This is a genomic window from Microbispora corallina, assembly GCF_016863035.1.
Taxonomy (GTDB): Bacteria; Actinomycetota; Actinomycetes; order Streptosporangiales; family Streptosporangiaceae; genus Microbispora; species Microbispora corallina.
Genome location: NZ_BOOC01000005.1, coordinates 431,740 through 453,175, shown reverse-complemented (window position 1 = coordinate 453,175; position 21,436 = coordinate 431,740). Strand labels below are relative to the sequence as shown.

Annotated in this window: 21 protein-coding genes and 1 pseudogene; 15 read left to right on the top strand and 7 right to left on the bottom strand. The window is 73.2% G+C overall.

Annotated elements, in window-relative coordinates; all coding sequences use genetic code 11:
* Positions 1 to 55: 55 nt before the first annotated feature.
* Positions 56 to 1,093: an ATPase BagA gene (gene bagA / locus Mco01_RS10080; RefSeq protein ID WP_198167310.1), complete on the bottom strand. Its 1,038-nt coding sequence runs from the start codon at positions 1,091 to 1,093 to the stop codon at positions 56 to 58.
* Positions 1,094 to 1,334: 241 nt separating this feature from the next.
* On the opposite strand from bagA, the gene Mco01_RS10075 reads away from it, so the two are divergent.
* The 5 genes from Mco01_RS10075 to Mco01_RS10055 all read left to right on the top strand — a co-directional run bounded on the left by Mco01_RS10075 (position 1,335) and on the right by Mco01_RS10055 (position 4,772).
* Positions 1,335 to 2,297 carry a slipin family protein gene (locus Mco01_RS10075; protein WP_239103472.1) on the top strand — a complete coding sequence of 321 codons (963 nt, stop codon included), beginning with the start codon at positions 1,335 to 1,337 and terminating at the stop codon, positions 2,295 to 2,297.
* 19 nt (positions 2,298 to 2,316) lie between these two features.
* A complete protein-coding gene (gene sp36 / locus Mco01_RS10070; RefSeq protein WP_203954729.1) occupies positions 2,317 to 2,469 on the top strand; it encodes a Sp36 family protein in 153 nt (50 codons plus the stop codon).
* On the top strand, positions 2,469 to 2,930 hold the full coding sequence (locus tag Mco01_RS10065) for a RidA family protein (protein WP_204056586.1): 462 nt from the start codon (positions 2,469 to 2,471) through the stop codon (positions 2,928 to 2,930). The genes sp36 and Mco01_RS10065 overlap by 1 nt, the downstream gene beginning before the upstream one ends.
* A gap of 190 nt (positions 2,931 to 3,120) precedes the next feature.
* Positions 3,121 to 3,984, top strand: coding sequence for an NUDIX hydrolase (locus Mco01_RS10060; protein WP_204056585.1), 864 nt, complete (start codon positions 3,121 to 3,123; stop codon positions 3,982 to 3,984).
* Entirely contained in the window at positions 3,981 to 4,772 is a 792-nt protein-coding gene (locus Mco01_RS10055) for an MBL fold metallo-hydrolase (protein ID WP_204056584.1), read from the top strand. The genes Mco01_RS10060 and Mco01_RS10055 overlap by 4 nt, the downstream gene beginning before the upstream one ends.
* Here the strand turns inward: Mco01_RS10055 and Mco01_RS10050 are convergent.
* Positions 4,769 to 5,449, bottom strand: a complete 681-nt coding sequence (locus Mco01_RS10050; protein ID WP_036325247.1) for a Crp/Fnr family transcriptional regulator — start codon at positions 5,447 to 5,449, stop codon at positions 4,769 to 4,771. The two genes, Mco01_RS10055 and Mco01_RS10050, sit on opposite strands and share 4 nt — an antisense overlap.
* 332 nt (positions 5,450 to 5,781) lie before the next feature.
* Here Mco01_RS10050 and nth point away from each other — a divergent pair, with 332 nt between their 5' ends.
* Complete coding sequence (gene nth, locus Mco01_RS10045; RefSeq protein WP_204056583.1) at positions 5,782 to 6,522, top strand: endonuclease III; 741 nt, start codon at positions 5,782 to 5,784, stop codon at positions 6,520 to 6,522.
* A gap of 71 nt (positions 6,523 to 6,593) precedes the next feature.
* Positions 6,594 to 7,241: an NUDIX hydrolase gene (locus tag Mco01_RS10040; RefSeq protein ID WP_204056582.1), complete on the top strand. Its 648-nt coding sequence runs from the start codon at positions 6,594 to 6,596 to the stop codon at positions 7,239 to 7,241.
* Here the strand turns inward: Mco01_RS10040 and Mco01_RS10035 are convergent.
* Entirely contained in the window at positions 7,188 to 7,961 is a 774-nt protein-coding gene (locus Mco01_RS10035; protein ID WP_204056581.1) for a HEAT repeat domain-containing protein, read from the bottom strand. The two genes, Mco01_RS10040 and Mco01_RS10035, sit on opposite strands and share 54 nt — an antisense overlap.
* A 70-nt stretch (positions 7,962 to 8,031) precedes the next feature.
* On the opposite strand from Mco01_RS10035, the gene Mco01_RS10030 reads away from it, so the two are divergent.
* Positions 8,032 to 9,216, top strand: a complete 1,185-nt coding sequence (locus Mco01_RS10030; RefSeq protein WP_204056580.1) for a MarP family serine protease — start codon at positions 8,032 to 8,034, stop codon at positions 9,214 to 9,216.
* A gap of 18 nt (positions 9,217 to 9,234) precedes the next feature.
* Here the strand turns inward: Mco01_RS10030 and Mco01_RS10025 are convergent, their stop codons facing one another.
* The 4 genes from Mco01_RS10025 to acs form a co-directional block, all read right to left on the bottom strand.
* The gene (locus tag Mco01_RS10025; protein ID WP_204056579.1) at positions 9,235 to 9,714 is read right to left on the bottom strand and encodes a DUF309 domain-containing protein; all 480 of its coding nucleotides are present in this window, start codon (positions 9,712 to 9,714) and stop codon (positions 9,235 to 9,237) included.
* 293 nt (positions 9,715 to 10,007) lie between these two features.
* Complete coding sequence (locus Mco01_RS10020) at positions 10,008 to 10,928, bottom strand: alpha/beta fold hydrolase (protein ID WP_036325251.1); 921 nt, start codon at positions 10,926 to 10,928, stop codon at positions 10,008 to 10,010.
* A complete protein-coding gene (locus tag Mco01_RS10015) occupies positions 10,918 to 11,412 on the bottom strand; it encodes a phage holin family protein (protein ID WP_204056578.1) in 495 nt (164 codons plus the stop codon). Before Mco01_RS10015 ends, Mco01_RS10020 begins: the two co-directional genes overlap by 11 nt.
* A 217-nt stretch (positions 11,413 to 11,629) precedes the next feature.
* Positions 11,630 to 13,606, bottom strand: coding sequence for an acetate--CoA ligase (gene acs, locus Mco01_RS10010; protein WP_204056577.1), 1,977 nt, complete (start codon positions 13,604 to 13,606; stop codon positions 11,630 to 11,632).
* A gap of 261 nt (positions 13,607 to 13,867) precedes the next feature.
* Between acs and Mco01_RS10005 the strand changes: the two genes are divergently transcribed.
* The 7 genes and pseudogenes from Mco01_RS10005 (at position 13,868) to Mco01_RS09975 (ending at position 21,169) form a co-directional block, all read left to right on the top strand.
* A complete protein-coding gene (locus tag Mco01_RS10005; protein ID WP_204056576.1) occupies positions 13,868 to 14,641 on the top strand; it encodes a Fic family protein in 774 nt (257 codons plus the stop codon).
* A 739-nt stretch (positions 14,642 to 15,380) separates the two neighbouring features.
* Positions 15,381 to 16,421, top strand: a complete 1,041-nt coding sequence (gene ssd / locus Mco01_RS10000) for a septum site-determining protein Ssd (RefSeq protein WP_204056575.1) — start codon at positions 15,381 to 15,383, stop codon at positions 16,419 to 16,421.
* A 70-nt stretch (positions 16,422 to 16,491) separates the two neighbouring features.
* Positions 16,492 to 17,719: pseudogene (locus tag Mco01_RS09995) on the top strand (TadA family conjugal transfer-associated ATPase).
* Entirely contained in the window at positions 17,719 to 18,450 is a 732-nt protein-coding gene (locus Mco01_RS09990) for a type II secretion system F family protein (protein WP_204056574.1), read from the top strand. The pseudogene Mco01_RS09995 and the gene Mco01_RS09990 overlap by 1 nt, the downstream one beginning before the upstream one ends.
* Positions 18,451 to 18,532: 82 nt before the next feature.
* Positions 18,533 to 19,276, top strand: a complete 744-nt coding sequence (locus Mco01_RS09985) for a type II secretion system F family protein (protein WP_239103471.1) — start codon at positions 18,533 to 18,535, stop codon at positions 19,274 to 19,276.
* Between the two features lie 235 nt (positions 19,277 to 19,511).
* A complete protein-coding gene (locus Mco01_RS40070) occupies positions 19,512 to 20,039 on the top strand; it encodes a DUF4244 domain-containing protein (RefSeq protein WP_307825567.1) in 528 nt (175 codons plus the stop codon).
* A gap of 185 nt (positions 20,040 to 20,224) precedes the next feature.
* Entirely contained in the window at positions 20,225 to 21,169 is a 945-nt protein-coding gene (locus Mco01_RS09975) for an Rv3654c family TadE-like protein (protein WP_204056573.1), read from the top strand.
* Positions 21,170 to 21,436: the final 267 nt, after the last annotated feature.

Genomic DNA, 21,436 nt, shown 5'->3' with positions numbered 1-21,436 from the left:
GACTGTGCCTCTCGACGGCGGTACGGCGTACGGGGCCGGCCCGTCCCGGGGCCGGTCATGCCGCGCCCTGGGCGCGGAGGGCGTCGGCCAGCTCGTAGAGCCCGGCGAGGTCGGCGCCGTCGGGCAGCAGCGGGAGGTCGTAGAGCGGCACGAGCGCCGACTCCAGCTCCGAGCGCTCGCGCTTCTCCAGCTCGGTGCGCCGGGCGTGCTCGCGGACCTCCTCGGCCAGCGCCTCGGCGATCGCGGACGCGTCGGCGGCGCCGTCCGCCAGCCCGGCGGCCTTCAGCCCGAGCGCCAGCTCGGCCGGGTCGAACCGGCCGTCGTAGGCCGCGTCGAGCACCGGCCCCGGCAGCCCCTCCGCCCGGACCATGTTCACGAAGACCCCGCCGACCGGCAGCCGCGTCTCGCGGAGCTCGGCGATGCCGTCGAGGGTCTCCTGGACCGGCATCTCCTCCAGCAGGGTGACGAAGTGCACCGCGGTCTCGGGGGACGACAGGACCCCGCGCACCAGGTCGGCGTGGTTCTTCACCGGGCCGACCCGGGCGAGGCCGGCCACCTCGTCGAAGACGTTGAGGAAGCGGGCGATCCGGCCGGTGGGCGGTGCGTCCATCACGACCGCGTCGTACGTCCTGCCGCCCGACTTGTCGCGGCGCCGCACGGCCTCGCTGGTCTTGCCGGTGACCAGCACGTCGCGCAGGCCGGGGGCGATTGTGGTGGCGAAGTCGACCACGCCCATCCGGGTGAGGGCCTTGCCCATGCGCTTCATGCCGTAGAACATCTCGAGGTAGTCGAGCATGGCCTCTTCGGGGTCGATGGCCAGCGCGTAGACGTCCCCGCCGCCGGGCGCGACCGCCACCTTCCGCTCCTCGTACGGCAGCGGGGGCAGGTCGAAGACCTGCGCGATGCCCTGGCGGCCCTCGACCTCCACGAGGAGGACCTTGCGGCCGCCCGCCGCCAGTGCGAGCGCCAGGGCCGCGGCCACCGTGGTCTTGCCGGTGCCGCCCTTGCCGCTGACGATGTGCAGCCGGACGCCGTCCCAGTCGGTGTCGCGCGCGCCGCCCTCGGCCGCGCTCACGAACCCGCGCTCGCCCACTGTGCCTCCTCCGGCCGCCTCCCCGGACGTACCCCGCGAGCGCGCGCCGCCGCCCGGGACGGCGTACGCCCGGTCGCGTCGTCGCTGCTCCGTTCGCTCACGCTTGGAAGGCTACCCAACGGTTACATGGCGATTCGCGCCGGTCGTCCCCACCGGAACCTTGCGGTACGGGTCGAGCGTCGATTGGGTAAGGGTTCGCCTATGGGCGCGTGGCCCTGCCATCTCGAAGGAGGTGCCGGCCGTGGAGTCGGTGCTGTTAGCGTTCATCGCCGTCGTGGGCTTCTTCCTGCTCGTCGCGATCGCGCGGGGCGTCCGCGTGGTGCAGCAGTACGAGACGGGGATCGTCTTCCGGCTGGGCCGCATCCAGTCGGAGGTCCGGGGGCCCGGGTTGCATCTGATCGTCCCGATCGTCGACCGGATGCAAAAAGTCAACATGCAGATCATCACGCTGGGGGTGCCCGCGCAGGAGGGCATCACCCGCGACAACGTGTCCGTCCGCGTCGACGCGGTGGTCTACTTCCGGGTGATCGACCCCATCAAGGCGGTCGTCAACGTCCAGAACTACCTGTTCGCGGTCTCCCAGGTGGCCCAGACGTCGCTGCGGTCGGTGATCGGGCAGTCGGAGCTCGACCAGCTCCTGTCCGACAGGGACACGCTGAACGCCCAGCTGAAGGCCGTGATCGACGAGCCGACCGAGGGGCCTTGGGGCATCCGGATCGAGCGGGTCGAGATCAAGGACGTGGCCCTGCCTGAGGGCATGAAGCGGTCGATGTCCCGGCAGGCCGAGGCCGAGCGGGAGCGGCGGGCGCGCATCATCACCGCGGACGGCGAGTTCCAGGCGTCCAAGCGGCTCGCGGCCGCCGCCCGGCAGATGTCGTCCGACCCGGCGGCGCTGCAACTGCGCATGCTGCAGACGGTCGTCGAGGTCGCGGCCGAGAAGAACAGCACGCTGGTCATGCCGCTCCCGGTGGAGCTGCTGCGGTTCTTCGACAAGATGGCGCCCGCGGCCGAGCAGCCGGCGCCCGCGCCCGCCGAGGAGCCCGAGCCGGTCGAGGAGGCGCTCGACGAGCTTCCCGCGATCGACGCGGCGGCCGGCGCGCCGGATCCCGCCGTGCCCCCGGCCGTGGCCCCCGCCGACGTCCCGTTCCGCGCGCCGGACGCGTCGCCCGCGGCGAACCGCCCGGCGGGCGGCGCCGAGGGGTAGGGGTCGATAGCCTTTGCCCATGACCAAGTGGGAATACGTCACCGTGCCGCTGCTCACGCACGCGACGAAGCAGATCCTGGACAACTGGGGTGAGGACGGCTGGGAGCTCGTCTCCGTCGTGCCGGGGCCCAACCCCGAGCAGCTCGTCGCCTACATGAAGCGGCCCAAGTGATGGCCTCGCCGGAGGAGCGCATCGCGGACCTCGGGCTGACGCTGCCCGAGGTCGTCCCGCCGCTGGCCGCCTACGTCCCCGCCCTCAGGACCGGCGACCACGTGTACACCTCGGGCCAGCTCCCGATGGTGGACGGCAAGCTCCTGGTCACGGGCAAGGTCGGCGCCGCCGTCTCCCCCGAGGAGGCGAAGGAGCAGGCGCGCGTCTGCGCGCTCAACGCGATCGCCGCCATCCGGTCGGTGGTGGGCGACCTGTCGCGCGTCGTGCGGATCGTCAAGGTCGTCGGCTTCGTCGCCAGCGCCCCTGACTTCACCGGCCAGCCCCAGGTCGTGAACGGCGCGAGTGAGCTGCTCGGCGAGGTGTTCGGGGAGGCGGGCCGGCACGCCAGGAGCGCGGTCGGCGTGGCCGTCCTCCCCCTGGACGCCCCGGTCGAGGTGGAAGTCGTCGCCGAGGTCCGATGACCGTGGCGCCGGGGAGCGAGGGCCCGACGGCCTCCGCTCCCCGGCAGCGAGGGTGCGACGGGCTTCCGTCCCCCGGCAGCGGGGTGCGACGGCCTCCGCTCCCGGCCGCGCCGCCAGGATGTTTGCCGCACCCGGTCGGGTGGGGGACCATGAGGCTCGAAACCGATTCTTGTTCTGGTTGGAGGGCCGCATGGGGGTTCCGTTGCCGGGCGACTTCGGCAGGCGGGCGCGGGAGATCCTCGCGGGCCGCCTCGCGCCCGTCCCCGCCCGCGACGCCGCGACCGTGGTGCTGCTGCGCGACGACCCGGCGGGGCTGGAGGTCTACCTCCTGAAGCGCAAGCCGACGATGGCCTTCGCGGCGGGCGCCCACGTCTTCCCCGGCGGTTCGGTCGACCCCCGCGACACCGACCACGCGGTCGCCTGGGCCGGTCCCTCCCCGGCGGAGTGGGGGGAGGCCCTGCACGCCGACGAGGGCACCGCCCGCGGCCTGGTCTGCGCCGCCGTACGGGAGACCTTCGAGGAGTCGGGCGTGCTCCTGGCCGGGCGCGACGACGACACCGTGGTGGACGACACGACCGGCGACGACTGGGAGGCCGACCGGCTCGCGCTGATCGCCCGTACGCTCTCGTTCGCCGAGTTCCTCGACCGGCGGGGCCTCGTCCTGCGCTCCGACCTACTGAAGGCCTGGGCCCACTGGATCACCCCGGTCGTGGAGACCAGGCGCTTCGACACCCGGTTCTTCGTGGCGGCGCTGCCGCCGGGTCAGCGCACCCGCGACGTCGGCGGCGAGGCCGACCGTGTCGCCTGGCTGAGGCCCGCAGACGCCCTCACCCGGGCCCGGGCCGGGGAGGTCGTGCTGATGCCGCCGACGTTCCACACGTTGACCGAGATGGCGACGTTCGAGACGATCGGCGACGTGTTCGCCTCCGACCGCGAGATCACCACAGTCCTGCCCGCGCCCGTCGAGGTCGACGGGCAGATCGTCCTCATGGTCCCGGGCCTCGACTACCGTCGCACGCTCGGCGGCCTGGCGACGCGGGAGGCGACGCCATGAGCGGTCTGCGCATCCCGGTGGACGGGCCGGACGGCTCGGGCACGGCCTCGGCGGTCGCCGTCCTGGCCCCGAACCCCTCCCCGATGACGCTCGACGGCACCAACACCTGGATCCTCGGCACCTCCGAGGACGTCATCGTGGTGGACCCCGGCCCGGACGACGAGGGGCACCTCAAGCGGGTCGCCGAGCGGGTGTCCGAACGCCGGGTGACGGCCGTGCTGCTGACCCACGGGCATCCCGACCACAGCGAGGGCGCCGCGTCGTTCGCCGCGATGACCGGCGCGCCGGTCCGGGCGCTCGACCCGCGCCACCGCCTGGGCGAGGAGGGCCTCGGCGACGGGGACGTCCTGACGGCGGGCGGCACCGAGGTACGGGTGGTGGCCACGCCCGGGCACTCGTCCGACTCGCTGTGCTTCTGGCTGCCCGGGGACCGGGCCATGCTCACCGGCGACACCGTGCTCGGCCGCGGGACCACGGTGATCGCCCCGGACGGCGACCTGGGCGACTACCTGCGCAGCCTCGACCGGCTGCGGCAGGGCGCCGAGATCCTGGAGGCCGAGGCTTTGCTGCCCGGCCACGGGCCGGTCCTGCCCGACCCGATCGGCGTCCTCGACGCCTACATCGCGCACCGGCGCGAGCGGCTGGACCAGATCCGCGAGGCCATCCGGCAGGGCGCCCGGGACGCCCGGGAGATCGTCGAGATGGTCTACGCCGAGGTCGACAGGTCGCTGTGGCCGGCGGCCGAGATGTCCGTCGCGGCCCAGCTCAACTACCTGAAGACGCTCTAGCGGGAGCGGTTGTAGAGCCGCTCCCTGTCCATGATCACGACGGCCTTGGCCTCGATGCGCAGCCAGCCGCGCTGGGCGAAGTCGGCGAGCGCCTTGTTGACCGTCTCCCGCGACGCGCCCACGAGCTGGGCCAGCTCCTCCTGGGTCAGGTCGTGGTGGACGCGGATGCCGTCGTCGGTCTTCTGGCCGAACCGGTCGGCCAGGTCGAGCAGCTGCTTGGCCACGCGGCCCGGCACGTCGGTGAAGACCAGGTCCGCCAGCACGTCGTTAGTGCGGCGCAGCCGCTGGGCCAGCGCGCGCAACAGGTGGAGGGCGACCTCCGGGCGTCCGGTCAGCCACGGCCGCAGGTCGTCGTGGCCGAGCCCGGCCAGCCGCACGTCGGTCAGCGCGATCGCGGACGCCGTACGGGGGCGCGGGTCGAACAACGAGAGCTCGCCGAACATCTCGCCGGGGCCGAGCACGCTGAGCAGGTTCTCCCGGCCGTCGGGCGCGGTCCGGGCCAGCTTGATCTTGCCTTCGAGCACCACGTAGAGCCGGTCGCCCGTCTCGTTCTCACTGAAGAGGGTGCGGCCCTTGGGGAGCTCGACCTCGGTGATGCTGGTTCGCAGGGCCGCGGCGCTCTCGCGGTCGAGCGCGGAGAACAGGGGCGCCTTACTCAGTACGTCTTCGGTGCTCACGGTGCCTCCCTCATGGTCGCGCTCGGTCGCCGGCTCCGTGCAGCCATTGTGACCCACGCCATCCTCGGAGCCTCACGCGGTCTCGTCGGATGCGGGTCCCGGCTGGCGCCCGTCGGCCGTGCCCGGCGGATCTCCACAATTCTGGCGAAAACCTATCCGAGCCCTTTCACGGACCCGACCCGGAGTCGCCGGTCATGGGATCCCCCGGCCGAATTGTACGGACAAAAAGGTCGATCCGTGGACGTCATCGCATTTCACGGAGTATCGGGCAGGAGACCATATCCCCACCGGTTCGGCGGGATGCAGCCCATGCGAGGCCCTACGCTTGCGGCATGGCGACGAACACGGCTGCACCCGGGCCGGCCCGTCGGCGCGCGCCGGAGACCCGCCTGGGTCTGGTCCGGCGGGCGCGGCGGATCAACCGGATCCTCGCCGAGACCTACCCCGACGCCCACTGCGAGCTCGACTTCGGCAACCCGCTGGAGTTGCTCGTCGCCACGATCCTGTCGGCGCAGTGCACCGACAAGCGCGTGAACATGGTCACGCCGGTGCTGTTCGCGAAGTACCGCACGGCCGCCGACTACGCCGCCGCCGACCGCGCCGAGCTGGAAGAGATCATCAAGTCCACCGGGTTCTTCCGGGCGAAGGCCAACAGCATCATGGGAATGGCGCAGGCCCTATGCGAGCGGCACAAGGGTGAGGTGCCGGGCAGGCTGGGCGACCTCGTCAAGCTGCCCGGCGTCGGGCGCAAGACGGCCAACGTCGTGCTCGGCAACGCCTTCGACGTCCCCGGCATCACGGTCGACACCCACTTCCAGCGGCTGACGAAGCGGTTCGGATGGACCACCGAGACCGACCCGGTGAAGATCGAGCACGAGGTCGGCGAGCTCATCCCGAAGTCCGAGTGGACGATGCTCTCCCACCGCCTGATCTGGCACGGCCGCCGCATCTGCCACGCCCGCAGGCCCGCCTGCGGCGTGTGCCCGCTCGCCGCCCTCTGCCCGTCGTACGGCACCGGGCCCACCGACCCGGACGAGGCCGCCAAGCTGGTCAGGCCGGGCCCGTTCTCCTGATCGGGAAGCCCCCGCGTGTTCCCGTGGTTGTACGGCACGCGTGACCGCCGTTTTACGCATGGAGGTGGACGTTGGCTCCCGCCTGGTTGACGGAGCTGGCGGCGAAGGCCGCCCACAGCCCGGTGCCGACGGCCCTGCGCCCTCCCGCGGACGGCACCGGCCGTCAGGCGGCGGTGCTCCTGCTGTTCGGCGAAGGGCCGGAGGGCCCCGACATCCTGCTGATCCAGCGCAGCTCGAAGGGCCGGGTGCACGCCGGCCAGCCCGCGTTCCCCGGCGGAGGGGTCGACCCCGACGACGCCGGCCCGGTGGCGGCGGCGCTGCGCGAGGCCAAGGAGGAGACCGGGCTCGACCCGAGCGGCGTCGAGGTTGTCGGCACGATGCCGGAGCTGTACGTCTGGCGCAGCGACAACCGGGTGACCCCCGTGCTCGCCTGGTGGCACACGCCGTGCGCGGTCCACGCCGCCTCGCCGGACGAGGTCGAGACGGTCGAGCGGATCCCGGTCGCCGAGCTGGTGGACCCGGCCAACCGGTTGCGGCTCCGGCACCCCCGGGGGATCGCCCCGTCCGTCGCGTTCCGCGTGCGCGGGCTGCTGGTGTGGGGGTTCACGGCCGGGGTGCTCGACGGCGTGCTGACGGCCGCCGGGTTCGAGCGGCCCTGGGACCGCTCACGAATCGAGGACCTGCCCCCCGAGGTCATCGATCTCGCCGCTCGCGGCTGAGCCGGTCGCCTCGACGCGCGACGGCCGATCGGAGGTCAGGCCGCTCAGAGACAGGCCGAGGGACGCCCAGTCGGCGACGTCCTCGTCCTCGTCGGCCGCGAGGCGGCGCAGGGCGGCCAGCCCGGACGGGTCGGGCGGGCGCCCGAGGACGTGGGGGAGCGCGTAGGCCACGCCGTACCGGACGGTGGGATGCTCGTGCGCGGCCAGCTCGATGACCGACGGCAGGGCCCGCCGGTCGCGCAGGTGGCCGAAGGCGATCAGCACCGAGTAGAGCACCCGGGGATCGTCCTCGCTGGCCGCCAGGTAGCGGAGCACGGGCAGCGTACGGTCGGCGAAGGGGCGGTCGCGGCCCAGCTCGCCGAGGATGTCGGCGCCCAGGATGCGCTCCGCGGCCGCGTCGCTCGCGCACAGCCGCCGGGCCACCATGAACGTCTCCAGGTCGCCGCGCCCCTGCAGCGTGGTGATCGCCTGCCACCGGCGCGGCCCGTCGGGGTCCGTGTCGGCCAGGGCGGCGGCGATCAGCTCGCCGGCCGGCCGGCCGTCCGGCCCGCGCTCGTCATCACCCGCCGAGTGACCGGCGGTCGTGTGCCCGGCCGCGACCTGCTCGGCCGGTGCGTTCTCGGCCGCCGCGTGCTCGGCCGCCGTGCGGCCGCTCGCGGGTGCGTCCCCGTCCGCGCCGGCGCCGTCCGCGGCTCCGGACGGCCCTTCCGATACCCCCATGACGTCACGATATCGACGAGACCTGGGAGACGCGCGCACGACAGATGGCGTGGCTGGATACGGTTGAATCGTGCGCGGCGATCTCTTGGATCTCATTCTGATCGGTCTGGTCGTGGCGTTCGCCGTGTCCGGATACCGGCAGGGCTTCATCATCGGGGCCTTCAGCTTCATCGGATTCGTCGGCGGAGCCGTCCTGGGCATGTTCGTGGCCCCGCCGATCGCGGGCGCGATCGTCAGCGGCGACACGGAGAGGGCGCTGTTAGCCATCGTGATCGTCTTCCTGGCGGCCACGGTCGGGCAGTTCGCGTCCTCCACGATCGGGGCCGTGGTGCGCAGCCACGTGACCTGGGAGCCCGCGCGGATGGTCGACGCCCTGGGCGGCTCGGTCGCCAGCGGCCTGTCCGTCCTGCTCATCGCGTGGCTGCTCGGCTCGCTGATCGTCTCCATGAGCTTCGCCGTGCTCAAGGAGCAGGTCGACGGCTCCGTCGTGTGGCAGACGGTCGACGAGGCCATCCCCAACGGCGTCCGGTCGTTGCAGAAGCCGTTCAGGGACTTCGTCGACTCCTCCGAATGGCCCCAGGTCATCACGTCCATCGGCGGCCAGAACGTCGCGCCGCCCGACGAGGGCGTGCTGACCGGCAGCCCCGGGCTCACCCGGGCCCGCAAGGCCATCGTCAAGGTGCAGGGAACCGCACCGAGCTGCCGCAAGCGCATCGAGGGGACGGGCTTCGTCTACGCCGAGCACCGGGTGATGACGAACGCCCACGTCGTCGCCGGCGTCACCGAGGGCCTGCGGGTGACCGACTCCGACGGCGCGCAGCACGACGCCCGCGTCGTGCTCTACAACCCCGACCGCGACATCGCCGTCCTGTTCGTGCCCGACCTGCCGGCCGGCGCGCTGCGCTTCGACTTCACGGCCAAGAAGGGCGACAGCGCGATCATCGCCGGCTACCCCAAGGGGCACGGCTTCACCCCGCTCGCCGCGCGGATCCGGGTCAAGCAGCCGGCCGAGTCGTACGACATCTACAACCAGCGCAAGGTCAACCGCGAGGTCTACGCGGTCCGCGGGAAGGTGCAGCCCGGCAACTCAGGCGGCCCGCTGCTCAGCCCCGACGGCAGGGTCTACGGGGTGATCTTCGCCGCGGCGACCGACCAGCCGGAGACGGGCTACGCCCTGACCGCGGAGGAGGTCCTGCCGGACGCCGACGACGGCAGCGGCGCCGTGGCCCGGGTGAACACCCAGGAGTGCGACTGACGGGCTCCCCCGGGGCGCTCAGCCCTCGTGCAGGTGCTCCAGGACGGTCGTGATGGCGTCCGACGCGTCCACCTCGCCCGCGTCGATGTCCGCCGTGAGCCGGTCGGTCGCCAGGGCCAGGGCCCGCAGGTCCAGCCCGTACGGCTGTCGCGAGCCGTACGCGCCGAGGCGGGCGGAGCCGCGGGTCAGCAGGGCGGCCGCGCCGGGGAGGTTGCCGCGCTGCACGTGGGTGAGGCCGACGCAGATCTGGGCGAGGCCCTGCCACAGCTCGCGCTCGTCCGACGGGCCGGTCTTCCACCGTGCCTCGAGCACCTCGTGCGCGTGGAACGGCCGTTCGGCGGCGAGCAGCCCCCTGGCCTCGTCGAGCGCCTGCCGCGCCCCCGGCGCGTAGTCGTCCGGGACCCGCGGGACGCCGGCGGCGCCGCGCGGCAGCGGCCTGCCGTACTCGTCCCGGGGACGCGCGTTGCGGGGACGGCCCGCTTCGTCACGGTCACGCATGATCTCTCCGTTGTGGGAGTCCTCTCCCGCCAGGGGAGGTGCGACCGGTGCCGGTCCGGCACGGGCGGCCGCGGATGCTCACGATCGAGTGGAGGATCTCCGGGGAAGACCCTCCGGCGTCGCCGGCGGAGTCGGGGCACTCCAGGGCACATTCTTACAAGGTTTCACGAGATCACGCCGACGGTTCGCCCAGGTGGGCGGTTCCGCCGCGCGACCCGGACGGCGACGGTCAGGTGGCCGGCGGCCGGGTGAGGCCTGCGAGCGGGCCGGCGGACCGACCGCCGTGCCGCGCGTCAGCGGTCCGGCTCGGGGTCGGCCAGCCACGCGATCAGCTCGGCGTCGAACTGCTCGGGCCGCTCCTCGTGCGGGAAGTGCCCGGCGCCCTCGATCAGCCGCCAGCGGTACGGCGCCGCCACGAACCGGCTCGACCCCTGCGCCGTACGGGGGAGCACGCACGGGTCGAGCGCGCCGTGGAGCTGCAGGGTGGGGGCCTCGATCTCGGCCCGCATCTGCCGGGCGTAGCGGAGGCCGTCCGGCCGGAGCTGCGAGCGGGCGAACCACCGGTAGTACTCCAGGGCGGAGTGCGCCACCGCCGGGATGCGCAGCGCGTCCTGGTAGGTGCGGGTCAGGCCCTCGGACGGCCACGCCGGCCCGGCCCAGCGCTCGATCAGCCGTCCGGCGAGGGCGCCGCCCCGCGCGGTCAGCCGCCGTTCCGGCAGCAGCGGGACCTGGAACCCCAGGGCGTACCGGCTCGCTTTGAGCTGGCCGAAGGGGTCGGTGTACAGCGCGGCTCGCAGACGGAGCGGGTGCGGCGCGGACACCGCCACCAGCCGGCGGACCACCTTGGGATCGACCACGCTCATGGTCCAGGCGAGCAGGCCGCCCCAGTCGTGCCCGACCACGACGGCGCCTGTCTCGCCCAGCGCGCGGACGAGCCCGGCGGCGTCGGCCGCCAGTGTGGGCAGGTCGTAGCCCCGTGGCGGCTTGTCGCTCGCGCCGTACCCTCGGAGGTCGGCGGCGACGGCCCGGTAGCCCGCCTCGGCGAGCGACACGAGCTGGTGACGCCAGGTCCACCAGAACTGCGGGAACCCGTGGAGCAGCAGCACGAGCGGGCCCTCGCCGGCCTCCACCACGTGGAACCGGGTGCCCCCGGCGTGGACGGCCCGGTGGGTCCACGGCCCTTCGACCTGGACCAGGCTCTCGTCAGGTGGCATCGATCACGGACTCCCGATGGGACCCCACCTGACCGGCCGTCGGACCGGTGTACGGCGGGGGCGCGGGCGGGCCGGGGCGGCGCGCGGGCGCGGGCGCCTCCTCGGCGAGCTCCTCCTCCTCGGGACCCTTGAGGCTCTTGAGGCTGCGCACGGTGCGCTTCATGCCGGTCAGGCCCTTGAGGCGCCGGTAGCCGACGAAGACCAGCACCGCGGCCATCAGGAGGTAGAACACGGTCACGATGGCGAACGCCAGCCAGGCGGACAGCCCGAGGGCCACGAGGCCGTACGCGATGGCGAACGAGGCCAGGATCAGGCACAGGTGCCCGATGAAGGCGGCCGCGCCGAACAGCCCGGCGGCCGTGCCGACCCTCTTCGCGTCGAACTTCAGCTCGGCCTTGGCCAGCTCGATCTCCGAGCGGACGAGGGTCGAGATGTGATGGCTCGCCTGGGCGACCAGCGCGCCGAGCGATTCGTCCTCGGGCATCAGGGATCTCCTATCTGCGACTATCAAACATCATCTCGTGCCGGCGCGCGCACGCGCACGTGATGCCTCTCGCACCTCGCGGAGCGCTCTGTTCCCCGGCGTCGTCGCCGCCTGGGGAATCTGCCCGCCGCGGCCCGGATTATGACGGCCTGCCCCATAAGCACAGGGCGTGGACGCCGGGTTCGGCGTCCACGCCCTGATGCCGGGGCGGCGACCGTCAGTCGTCGCTCTTTGCGCTGGGGAGCTTCTCGGCGATCAGGTTCATGACGGAGCTGTCGGTGAGCGTGGTGACGTCGCCGAGCGACCGGTTCTCCGCCACGTCGCGCAGGAGGCGGCGCATGATCTTGCCGGAGCGGGTCTTGGGCAGCTCGGGGACCACCATGATCTGACGCGGCTTGGCGATCGGGCCGAGCGTCTTGGCGACGTGGGCCCGCAGCTCGGCCCCGATGTCGTCGCTCTCCTCGGCCCCGCCGCGCAGGATCACGAACGACACGATCGCCTGGCCGGTGACCGGGTCGGTCGCGCCGACGACGGCGGCCTCGGCCACCTTCGGGTGGCTGACCAGCGCGCTCTCGACCTCGGTCGTGGAGATGTTGTGCCCGGAGACCAGCATGACGTCGTCGACCCGGCCCAGCAGCCACAGGTCGCCGTCCTCGTCGCGCTTGGCGCCGTCGCCGGGGAAGTACATCCCCTCGAAGCGCGACCAGTAGGTGTCGATGTACCGCTGGTCGTCGCCCCAGATCGTGCGGAGCATGGACGGCCAGGGCTCCCGGATCACGAGGAAGCCGCCCCCGCCGTTCGGCACCGACTTCGCCTGGTCGTCGACCACGTCGGCGACGATGCCCGGCAGCGGCTGCATGGCGGCGCCGGGCTTGGCGGCCGTGACGCCGGGGAGCGGGCTGATCATGATGCCGCCGGTCTCGGTCTGCCACCACGTGTCCACCACCGGGCAGCGGTTGGCGCCGATGTGCTCGCGGTACCAGACGTACGCCTCGGGGTTGATGGGCTCGCCGACCGAGCCGAGCACGCGCAGGGACGACATGTCGAACTTGGCCGGGATGTCGTCGCCCCACTTCATGAACGTCCGGATGGCCGTCGGGGCGGTGTAGAGGATCGTGACCTTGTACTTCTGCACGATCTCCCAGAAGCGGCCCCGGTGCGGGGTGTCGGGGGTGCCCTCGTAGATGACGCTGGTCGCGCCGTTGGCCAGCGGGCCGTACACGATGTAGGAGTGCCCGGTCACCCAGCCGATGTCGGCGGTGCACCAGTAGATGTCGGTCTCCGGCTTGAGGTCGAAGACCGCGTGGTGGGTCCAGGCGACCTGGGTCAGGTAACCGCCGGTGGTGTGCAGGATGCCCTTGGGCCTGCCGGTCGTGCCACTGGTGTAGAGGATGTACAGGGGGTCCTCGGCGTCGTGGGGCACCGGCTCGTGCTCGGCCGGCTGGCGGTCGACCAGGTCGTGCCACCAGACGTCCTTGTCGCCGAACGCCACGTCCTGCCCGGTCCGGCGGACCACCAGCACGTGCTCGACGCCCGGGCACTCGGCCACGGCCTCGTCGACCGTCGGCTTGAGCGCGCTCGGCGCGCCCCGGCGGTAGCCGCCGTCCGCGGTGATCACGACCTTCGCGTCGGCGTCGTCGATGCGGCTCTTCAGGGCCGTCGCGGAGAACCCGCCGAACACCACCGAGTGGATGGCCCCGATCCGGGCGCAGGCCAGCAGCGCGATCGGCAGCTCTGGGATCATGGGCATGTAGACGGCGACCCGGTCGCCCTTGCGCACGCCCAGCTCCTCGAGCGCGTTGGCCGCCTTCGCGACCTCCTTCGCCAGGTCGGCGTAGGTGATCGTACGGCTGTCGCCCTCGGGCTCGCCCTCCCAGTAGTAGGCGACCTTGTCGCCCCGGCCCTCCTCGACGTGGCGGTCGACGCAGTTGTACGCGACGTTCAACCGGCCGCCGACGAACCACTTCGCGAACGGCGCCTTCCACTCCAGCGTGGTGTCCCAGCGCCGCGCCCAGGTGAGCCGCTCCGCCGCGCGCTCCCAGAACGCGAGCCTGTCCTGCGCGGCCTCCTCGTAGGCGTCGGCCGTGACGTTGGCGTTCGCCGCGAGGTCGGCCGGCGGGTCGAACCGCCGCGTCTCGCTCAGCAGGTTCGACAGCGTCTCCTGCGATTCCTGACCGGGGGTATCGGTGGCCACTGCGTGCTCCTTACAGCGTCTTCTGCTTCTCTTACGTTCGGCCGCCTCGGCCAAGCTGGGGTATGTCGTTCCCACTTCACCAGGCCAGGGCCGTCAAGTACAAGTAATCGAGGGCCCTCCCTCACGTCGCGCCACAGGACCTCGTTATCAGAGATGCCTGGGGAATTTGTGGTGATATGAGGGGATGTGGGTGCTGAGGTGCGCCCAACGGCCGCACCTTCTCGCCGAACGACGTGCTACCCGCCGGTAAGGTCGGTGCCTGTGAACGACCCGCTCGCCGCCGTCGCGGAGCTGCCAGGAGTCCCGGAGGCGGTTCAGGAGGCCAGGGAGGCCGTCGACCGCCTCTATCGCCACCGGGTGCTGCGGCGGCGCAGCCCCGAGGTGTCGGCGGAGTCCGCCCTGCGCGGGGCCCGCGCGTCTGCCGCGCTCGAGGGCGTCCAGGTGGCCCTGGAGCCGCTGCGGCGCGGCGAGGCGACCGATCCCGTCGTGCAGGGCGCGCTGCGGGCGTCCGCCGAGCTGGGACGCCTCGGGCCGACGTGGCGATCGGCGCCCCGGCAGGTCCTCGCCCGGCTCCACGCGCTCGCCGCGGCCGGGCTCACGGCCGACCCCGGCCGTCCCAGGACCGGGGACACCTCCGTGGACCCGCTCGGACTCGGGCCCGCCCCCGGCGCGGCGGAGACGGCCGCCCGGATGGCGGCCCTGGCCGACATCGTGTCGGCGACGAACGCGCCGGCCCTCGTGCTGGGCGCGATCGTCCACGCGGAGCTCGCCGTGCTGCGGCCGTTCGGCGTCGCGGACGGCCTGGTGGCCAGGGCGTCGGAACGGCTCACGCTGGTGGAGCTGGGCCTGGACCCCAAGTCGCTCACCGTGGTCGAGGTGGGGCACGCCGACCTCGGCGAGGCGTACGCCGAGGGGCTCAGGTCGTACCTGAAGGGGACGGCGGAGGGCGTCGGCGCCTGGGTGCGGCACTGCGCCGAAGCGGTCGTGCTGGGCGCCCGCGAGAGCACCGCCGTCTGCGAGGCCCTGTCGCGCTGACCGGTGTCGGCGGTCACCGGTCTCATAACAAAGCGGACGGCGTCCCTGGTATGGAACGCCGTCGCCTGGTACGTCTCACCGGGTTACCAAGCGTGCACCTCGAATTTGTCGGAGCGGGTCAAGCCCGTCTCGACACGCCTCCCGCGGCTGGTCGCGCGTGGGTGCCCGGTGGCCGTACGCGGACTCAAAGAGTCCGTAACCCCTTTCTACGTCCGATTCCCGGGGTTGGAAACCCCTTGGAGCAAGACCTTTACCAGGGACGATGGAGTACCCGATACGCCCTGTTTTGTTCCCATCGCCGCTAATTACGGCCGGTCTGTCGGGCGGCGTCGATCGAGCCGGTTGTCACGGGGAGTGAGAGGCCGCGGTACCCGTTGCGACGGCGCATGTCCACATGTAAAACTGACTCAGAGAAAAAAACTTACTCAGATTGGGGATGGCGCTCGACGAACCTCTCGTCGATCAGGCAGCATACGGTGTGTCTCCCCAGGAGGGACGACCGTGGAGAGGGCGGAAGTTTACAGAGCCCTTGCCACGCCCCTACTCGGTGAATAAAGCTTTCCTCCAAACGGGACCGGCTCTACCCCCCCAGAGCCGGACCACTCGGCGACCCCCGCTCTCCCCCCCGGCGGGGGTCGCCCTTTTTCTTGGTGCGCCCTGTCCACAGAACCTGGTTCGGCAGGACGGGCCCGGCCCGCGATCTCGCACGGTGGTCTCCCACGACGACAGGGAGACACCGATGCACCGCCCCTTGGCCATCACCGACGATCAGGACCTGCTCGACGACCTGCTCCGCATCGCCGCCGCGGCGGGCGTCGAGATCGACGTCGCCCACGTGGCGGCCCACGCCCGGCCGTACTGGGGACGCGCCCCGCTGGTCGTGGTCGGCGGCGATCTCGCGGACGACCTGGCGGCGACCGGCCCACCGCCCCGGCAGAACGTCGTCATCGTCACCCGGACGGCCGGCGACCCGGACATGTGGCGCCGGTGCGTGGCGATCGGAGCCCAGGCCGTCCTCGAACTGCCGGACGCCGAGCGCGTCCTCGTGGAGGAACTCGGGGAGGCCGCCGAGCCCGCGACCCGTGCGGGCACGGTCGTGTGCGTCGTCGGCGGCAGGGGAGGCGCCGGCGCCACGGTGCTGTCGGCGTCCCTGGCCCTGACCGCGTCCCGCCGGGGGCTGCGGACGCTGCTGGTCGACGCCGACCCGCTGGGCGGCGGCATCGACGTCGTCCTGGGCCAGGAGCAGGCGCTCGGGGCGCGCTGGCCCGACATCGTCGGCCGGGAGGGCAGGGTGAGCTTCTCGGCCCTGCACGAGGCGCTGCCGACGTTCGGCGAGCTCACCGTGCTGTCGTGGCATCGGGGGCGTCCGGCGGCGATCCCGCGCGAGGCGATGCGGGCCGTCCTCGACGCCGCCCGCCGCGGATGCGACCTGGTGGTCGTCGACCTGCCGCGGCACGTGGACGAGGGGGAGTCCGAGGCCCTGGCGCGGGCGAGCGCCACCCTGGTCGTCGTGCCGGCGGATCTGCGGGGAGCCCTGGCCGCCGCCCAGACGGTCGCCGTCCTGCGCCGGCACACGGGAGACCTGCGGGCGGTGCTCCGCACGGGCACCGTCGACCCTGACGTGGTCTCCACCTCTCTCGACGTCCCGTGCGCGGGAGTCGTGCCCGACGTGCGCAACCTCGTGGAGACGCTCGACCGGGGCGATCCGCCGCCTCTAGGCCGCACGCCCTTCGGCCGGTTCTGCTCCGGCCTCCTCGCGACCCTGGTCGACACCCCATGACCCGCCCCAGCCCCCCTCACCCCGATCGCCACCGTCCTGGACGTTCGAGAGAGGCGTCGTGACCAGGGCCGTGTCTGCCGCGGAGATCCCGGGGGTCCCGCCGGAGCTGGTCGAGGCCGTACGGGTGCGGCTGTCGCGGGCCGGCGCCCCGCCGACCGCCGCGCAGGTCGCGGCCGCCCTGCGCGCCGAGCGCGCCGTGCTGGGCGACGCCGAGGTGCTGGCCGTCGCGCGGACCCTGCGCGCCCACCTGATCGGGGCCGGGCCGCTCGAATCGCTGCTGGCCGAGCCGGGCGTCACGGACGTCCTCGTGAACGGGCCGCGAGACGTGTGGGTCGACGACGGCCGCGGCCTGCGCCGCACCGGCGTGACCTTCGCGGGCGACGACGACGTGCGGCGCCTGGCCCAGCGCCTCGCGGCGGCCGCCGGTCGCCGCCTCGACGACGCCAGTCCCTACGTGGACGCCCGGTTGGCGGGCGGGGTGCGGCTGCACGCCGTGCTGCCCCCGGTCGCGCCTGAGGGCACGTGCCTGTCCCTGCGCCTGCCGCCGCGCCGTACGTTCACGATCGAGGAGCTCGTCCCGGCGGCCGGCGCGACGGTGCTGCACGCGATCATGGCGGCGCGTCTGGCGTTCCTCGTCACGGGAGGCACGGGCACGGGCAAGACGACCCTCCTGTCCGCGATGCTCTCCCGGGCCGATCCGGGCGAGCGCCTGCTGCTCGTGGAGGACTCGGCGGAGCTGCATCCCACCCCACGTCGTACGCCTGGAGGCCCGTCCGCCCAACCTCGAAGGCGCGGGCGGGGTCACCCTGCGTGATCTCGTACGTCAGGCGCTTCGCATGCGCCCGGACCGCGTCGTCGTGGGCGAGGTGCGCGGCTCCGAGGTCGTCGACCTCCTGGCCGCGCTCAACACGGGGCACGAGGGCGGCTGCGGCACCCTGCACGCCAACAACGCGGCCGACGTGCCGGCGCGGCTCGAGGCCCTCGCGTGCGCGGCCGGGCTCTCCCGGGAGGCCGTCCACAGTCAGATCGCCGCCGCCCTCGACGTGGTCGTCCATCTCGTACGGGAGCCCGGCGGCGGTCCCCGGCGCGTGTCGGAGATCTGCCTGCTCGACCGTCTATCCTCCGGGCTCGTCACAGCCGTGCCGGCGCTGGCCTTCGACGCCCGCGGCACGGTCGCTCGCGGACCCGCCGCCGACGCGCTGGCCTCCCGATGCCCGGGGACCGCCATGGCCTTCGCACCCGCGCCGTCCGCCGATGTGGCGTCCGACGCCTCGGGATTTTGCCGGGGAGGGGTGTGATGGTCCTGATCGCCGTACTGGCCGCGGCGACGGCCGGCTGGGTCGCCGTGGGTCCGGACGCCGTCACTGCCCGGCTCATCCTCCTCACGCGCACGTCCCGCACGGGACCCCTCCGCGGCCTGTGGACGGCGGCGCTGCGCAGGCGGAGGCCGGCGGCGGACGCCGCCGCCTGGCGGCAGATCTCGATCGAGCTGTGCCAGAGCCTCGCTGCCGAACTCGCCGCGGGCCGGACGCCCGGTGACGCCCTCGCACGAGCCGTGGCCTCGGCCGACCCGCACGACCCGGCCGTGCTGCCACCGGTGGCCGCGGCCGCGCGCGACGGCGGCGACGTCGCGGCCGCGCTGCGGAGGGCCGCCCCGGCCCGGGGTGGTGAGGGGCTGCTGCGGCTGGCGGCCTGCTGGCGGGTGGGCGTCACCGCCGGCGCCGGACTGACCGCCCTGGTCGAACGCCTGAGCGCGTCCCTGCGCGAGGCCGAGGCCCACCGCCAGGAGGTGGCGGCGCAGCTCGCCGGGCCTCGTGCGACGGCGCGGATGCTCGCCGTCCTGCCCGTGCTCGGGCTGCTCATGGGCGCCGGCCTCGGGATGAGCCCCCTGGCCTTCCTGCTGGGCGGGCCCGCCGGGCTGGCCTGCCTGGCTGTGGGGCTTGGACTCGACGCCGCCGGGGTCTGGTGGACCGGACGCCTGGTCGCCCGCGCGGAGCAGACGCCGGAGTCGAGAGGGCGGGTCTCGTGATGGCTTTGGCGTTCGGCGTCCGGTGGGTGGGATGCGTGGTCGCCTGCGCGGAGGAGACGCCGGGGTCGGGAGGGCGGTTCTCGTGATCGCTCTCGCGGCCGGGATCATGTTCGCGGTCAGCCTGTGGATCTGGCCGGCCAGGCGCTCACCGGTGGATCGCCTCCGCGCCCTGGCGTCCGAGCAGGGCGGCGGCACGGGTACCACGACCGGGGAGCCTCGCCGGCCCGATCGGAGAGTCGGCGCGTTGGTCGCTGCGCCGGTGGCTTTCGTGGGGTTCCTCCTGGTGGGCGGAGCCCCCGGCCTCCTCACGGGAGCCCTGCTGGCGGCGGGTGCGCTCGTGGTCGTCCACAGGCGTGAACCGCCCGAGGCCCGACGTCGTCGAGAGCGGATGGCGGCAGATCTTCCGTTCGCCGCCGATCTGATGGTCGCGTGTCTTCGGGCGGGCCGCCCGCTCGGCGGGGCTGTGGAGACCGCCGCGCAGGCCATCGGGGGTCCGCTGGGCGATCGCCTGGAGTGGGTGGGCGCCCAGATCCGGCTCGGCGCCGATCCGGAGGCGGCCTGGGCCGCGCTCACCGGCGATGTGTCGCTGGCCCCGCTCTCCCGCACGATGATCAGAGCCGCTCAGAGCGGCGCACCGGTCGCCGACGTCCTCACCCGGCTCGCCGACGACGCCCGGCAGACGGCCAGGGCGTCGGCGTCCGCGGCCGCCCGTCGCGTCGGCGTCCAGGCCGTGGCGCCTCTCGGGCTCTGCTTCCTTCCGGCCTTCGTGCTCCTGGGCATCGTCCCGGTGGTCGCCGGTCTGGCCACGCAGATCCTGCTGCCGTGATCCACCTGTGGACACCCGTTATTCACAGCTGGGGACGACGCTGTCCACAGCTGTGGAAATCCGTGAGGTGCAGAAGCGGACGTAGCCGCCTTTCCCGGCTCAGCCGTTCGTGCCTCTGGCGCTCCTTCCCCTCGCTTGTCCACAGAACTGGATTCGCCTCCCTGAAGGTTCGGCCCGAACACGCAGTCTGTGGTCGGCACGGGCGGACGGTCCGCCCCGACCTGCAGGAGGACCTATGAGCCACACGACGGCCGAGCAGCTGTCGCAGCCCATCCTGGCGCTGACGGAGGGCGTGGGGCGCGCCCGGCACCGCAAGCCCGGCCTCCTGGCCCGGCTCCGGCGATCCCTGGGCCTCACCCGAGCCGCACGCGGCGTCCGCAGGACGAGCCGCCATCGATCGGCGGCTGCCTCGGCGGTCGCCGGCCTGTGGATGACCGTCGGGCGCCCCCTTCCTCTCGGCGCCTGTGTCGTGTCCATGTCGGCCGGGGTGCGGGCCCGGGCGGCGCGGATGGGAATCCGAGAGCTGGTCGCCGCTTGCCGGGAGTTGGTCACCACGACACGCGCGCAGGCTCGATCCGCGGGAGTGCAGTGGACTCTGCTCCTGCGAGGCAGGGCCGAGGCGGGGATGTCGACAGCGGAGTACGCCGTGGGCACGATCGCCGCCTGCGGCTTCGCGGCTTTGTTGTGGAAGGTCGTGACGAGCGCCGAGGTGCGTTCGATGCTCGCCGCGCTCATCCAGAAGGCCCTCAAGCTGGCGGGCTGAGGACGATGACCCGGAGCGACGACCTGGAGAGGACGGACGGCCGACGTCGGTCGGAACGGCGGCACGGGCCAGATCGCGAAACGTACGGGGCGCTGCGCCCGGCCGGGCGCCATGCCCGCGCCGCGATCGCCGCCGGAGACCCTCCCGCGAGGGCGCTGCCAGAAGGACGGCCGGAGCGAGGGTCGGTGACGGCGGAGACGGCGGTGGCGCTACCGGCTCTCGTGGTCGTCCTGGCGGCCGCGCTATGGGCGGTGACTGTTGTCGGTGCGCATCTGCAGTGCGTGGACGCGGCTCGGGCAGGAGCCCGGGCCGCGGCCCGCGGAGAGGCGGTGGACGCGGTGCGGGCCGCGGTGTCCCGGGCGGCCCCGCCGGGTGCACGAGTCGAGGTCGTGCTCGGAGCGGTCACGACCAGGGTGGAGGTCGTCGCCTCCGTCCAGCCCTTGTGGCGGGGCATGGTGCCGCCCACGCGGGTGGAGGCGTTCGCCGTCGCCGCCACCGAGCCCGGCGTCATCGTCGAAGGCGGTGCGAGCGGTCCCTCTACTCAGGCAGCCTCCGGAAGTCTGCCCTCGGTCCCACCCGCAGACCCGCTCCCCGCGCCGGGGCCTGCTTCCGGCGTTCTCCGCAAGGAGCGGTCGGCGGCGAATTCCGACAGGCGGGGTGACCGGGCGGTGTCACCTCCCGCAGGGGCGGCGGGCGTCGTCGCGTTCCTGCCCGCCACGGGCCTCCTGACGTGGGGATCGCGACGTCGTCCGCGGCGCGGGGCTCTCCCCCGCCCGCAGGACCCCGATCGAGGGGCGGCCACGATCTGGATGGTCGCGCTCATGGCGATGATCTGGATGTCTGCCATGGTCGTCGTCCAGGTGGGTGTGGCCCGGGTCGCTCGGCATCAGGCGCAGAACGCCGCCGACCTCTCCGCCCTCGCAGCGGCCTCCTGGGCCATCGCCAGGCCGGAGAAGGCATGCGAGCACGCCGCCGACATCGCCGCGGCTAACGGCGCCGAGGTCGTCTCCTGCGCTGTGTCGGGCGGCGTCGCCGACGTCTCCACGACGGTGCCGTTCACCGCCCCGACGCTGGGGAGGCGCGTCGCGACGGCCCTCGCGAGGGCGGGACCGGTCGGGGCCGAGAGCTGATCGCCCCAACCGCATCTCGTGACGAGGCGCCCCGCAACGGTACGGCAGCAGCCGCTGAGCAGCGCGGCTTGGACGTGGGGCGAAGAGCGCGAGTGGGGAGCAGGGCCTCCAATGCGTATGGAGCCGTACTTCTGGGACTGCTGTGGCGCTAACGTCGGACCGGGTCAGAAGGTGAAGTGTCGCAATAGAATCACGACTTCTTGGACATCACGTCCAAGAGGTGACGTCTGGAATAAGGTTCCGCTTACCCTCCGTCGCCGACCGCAT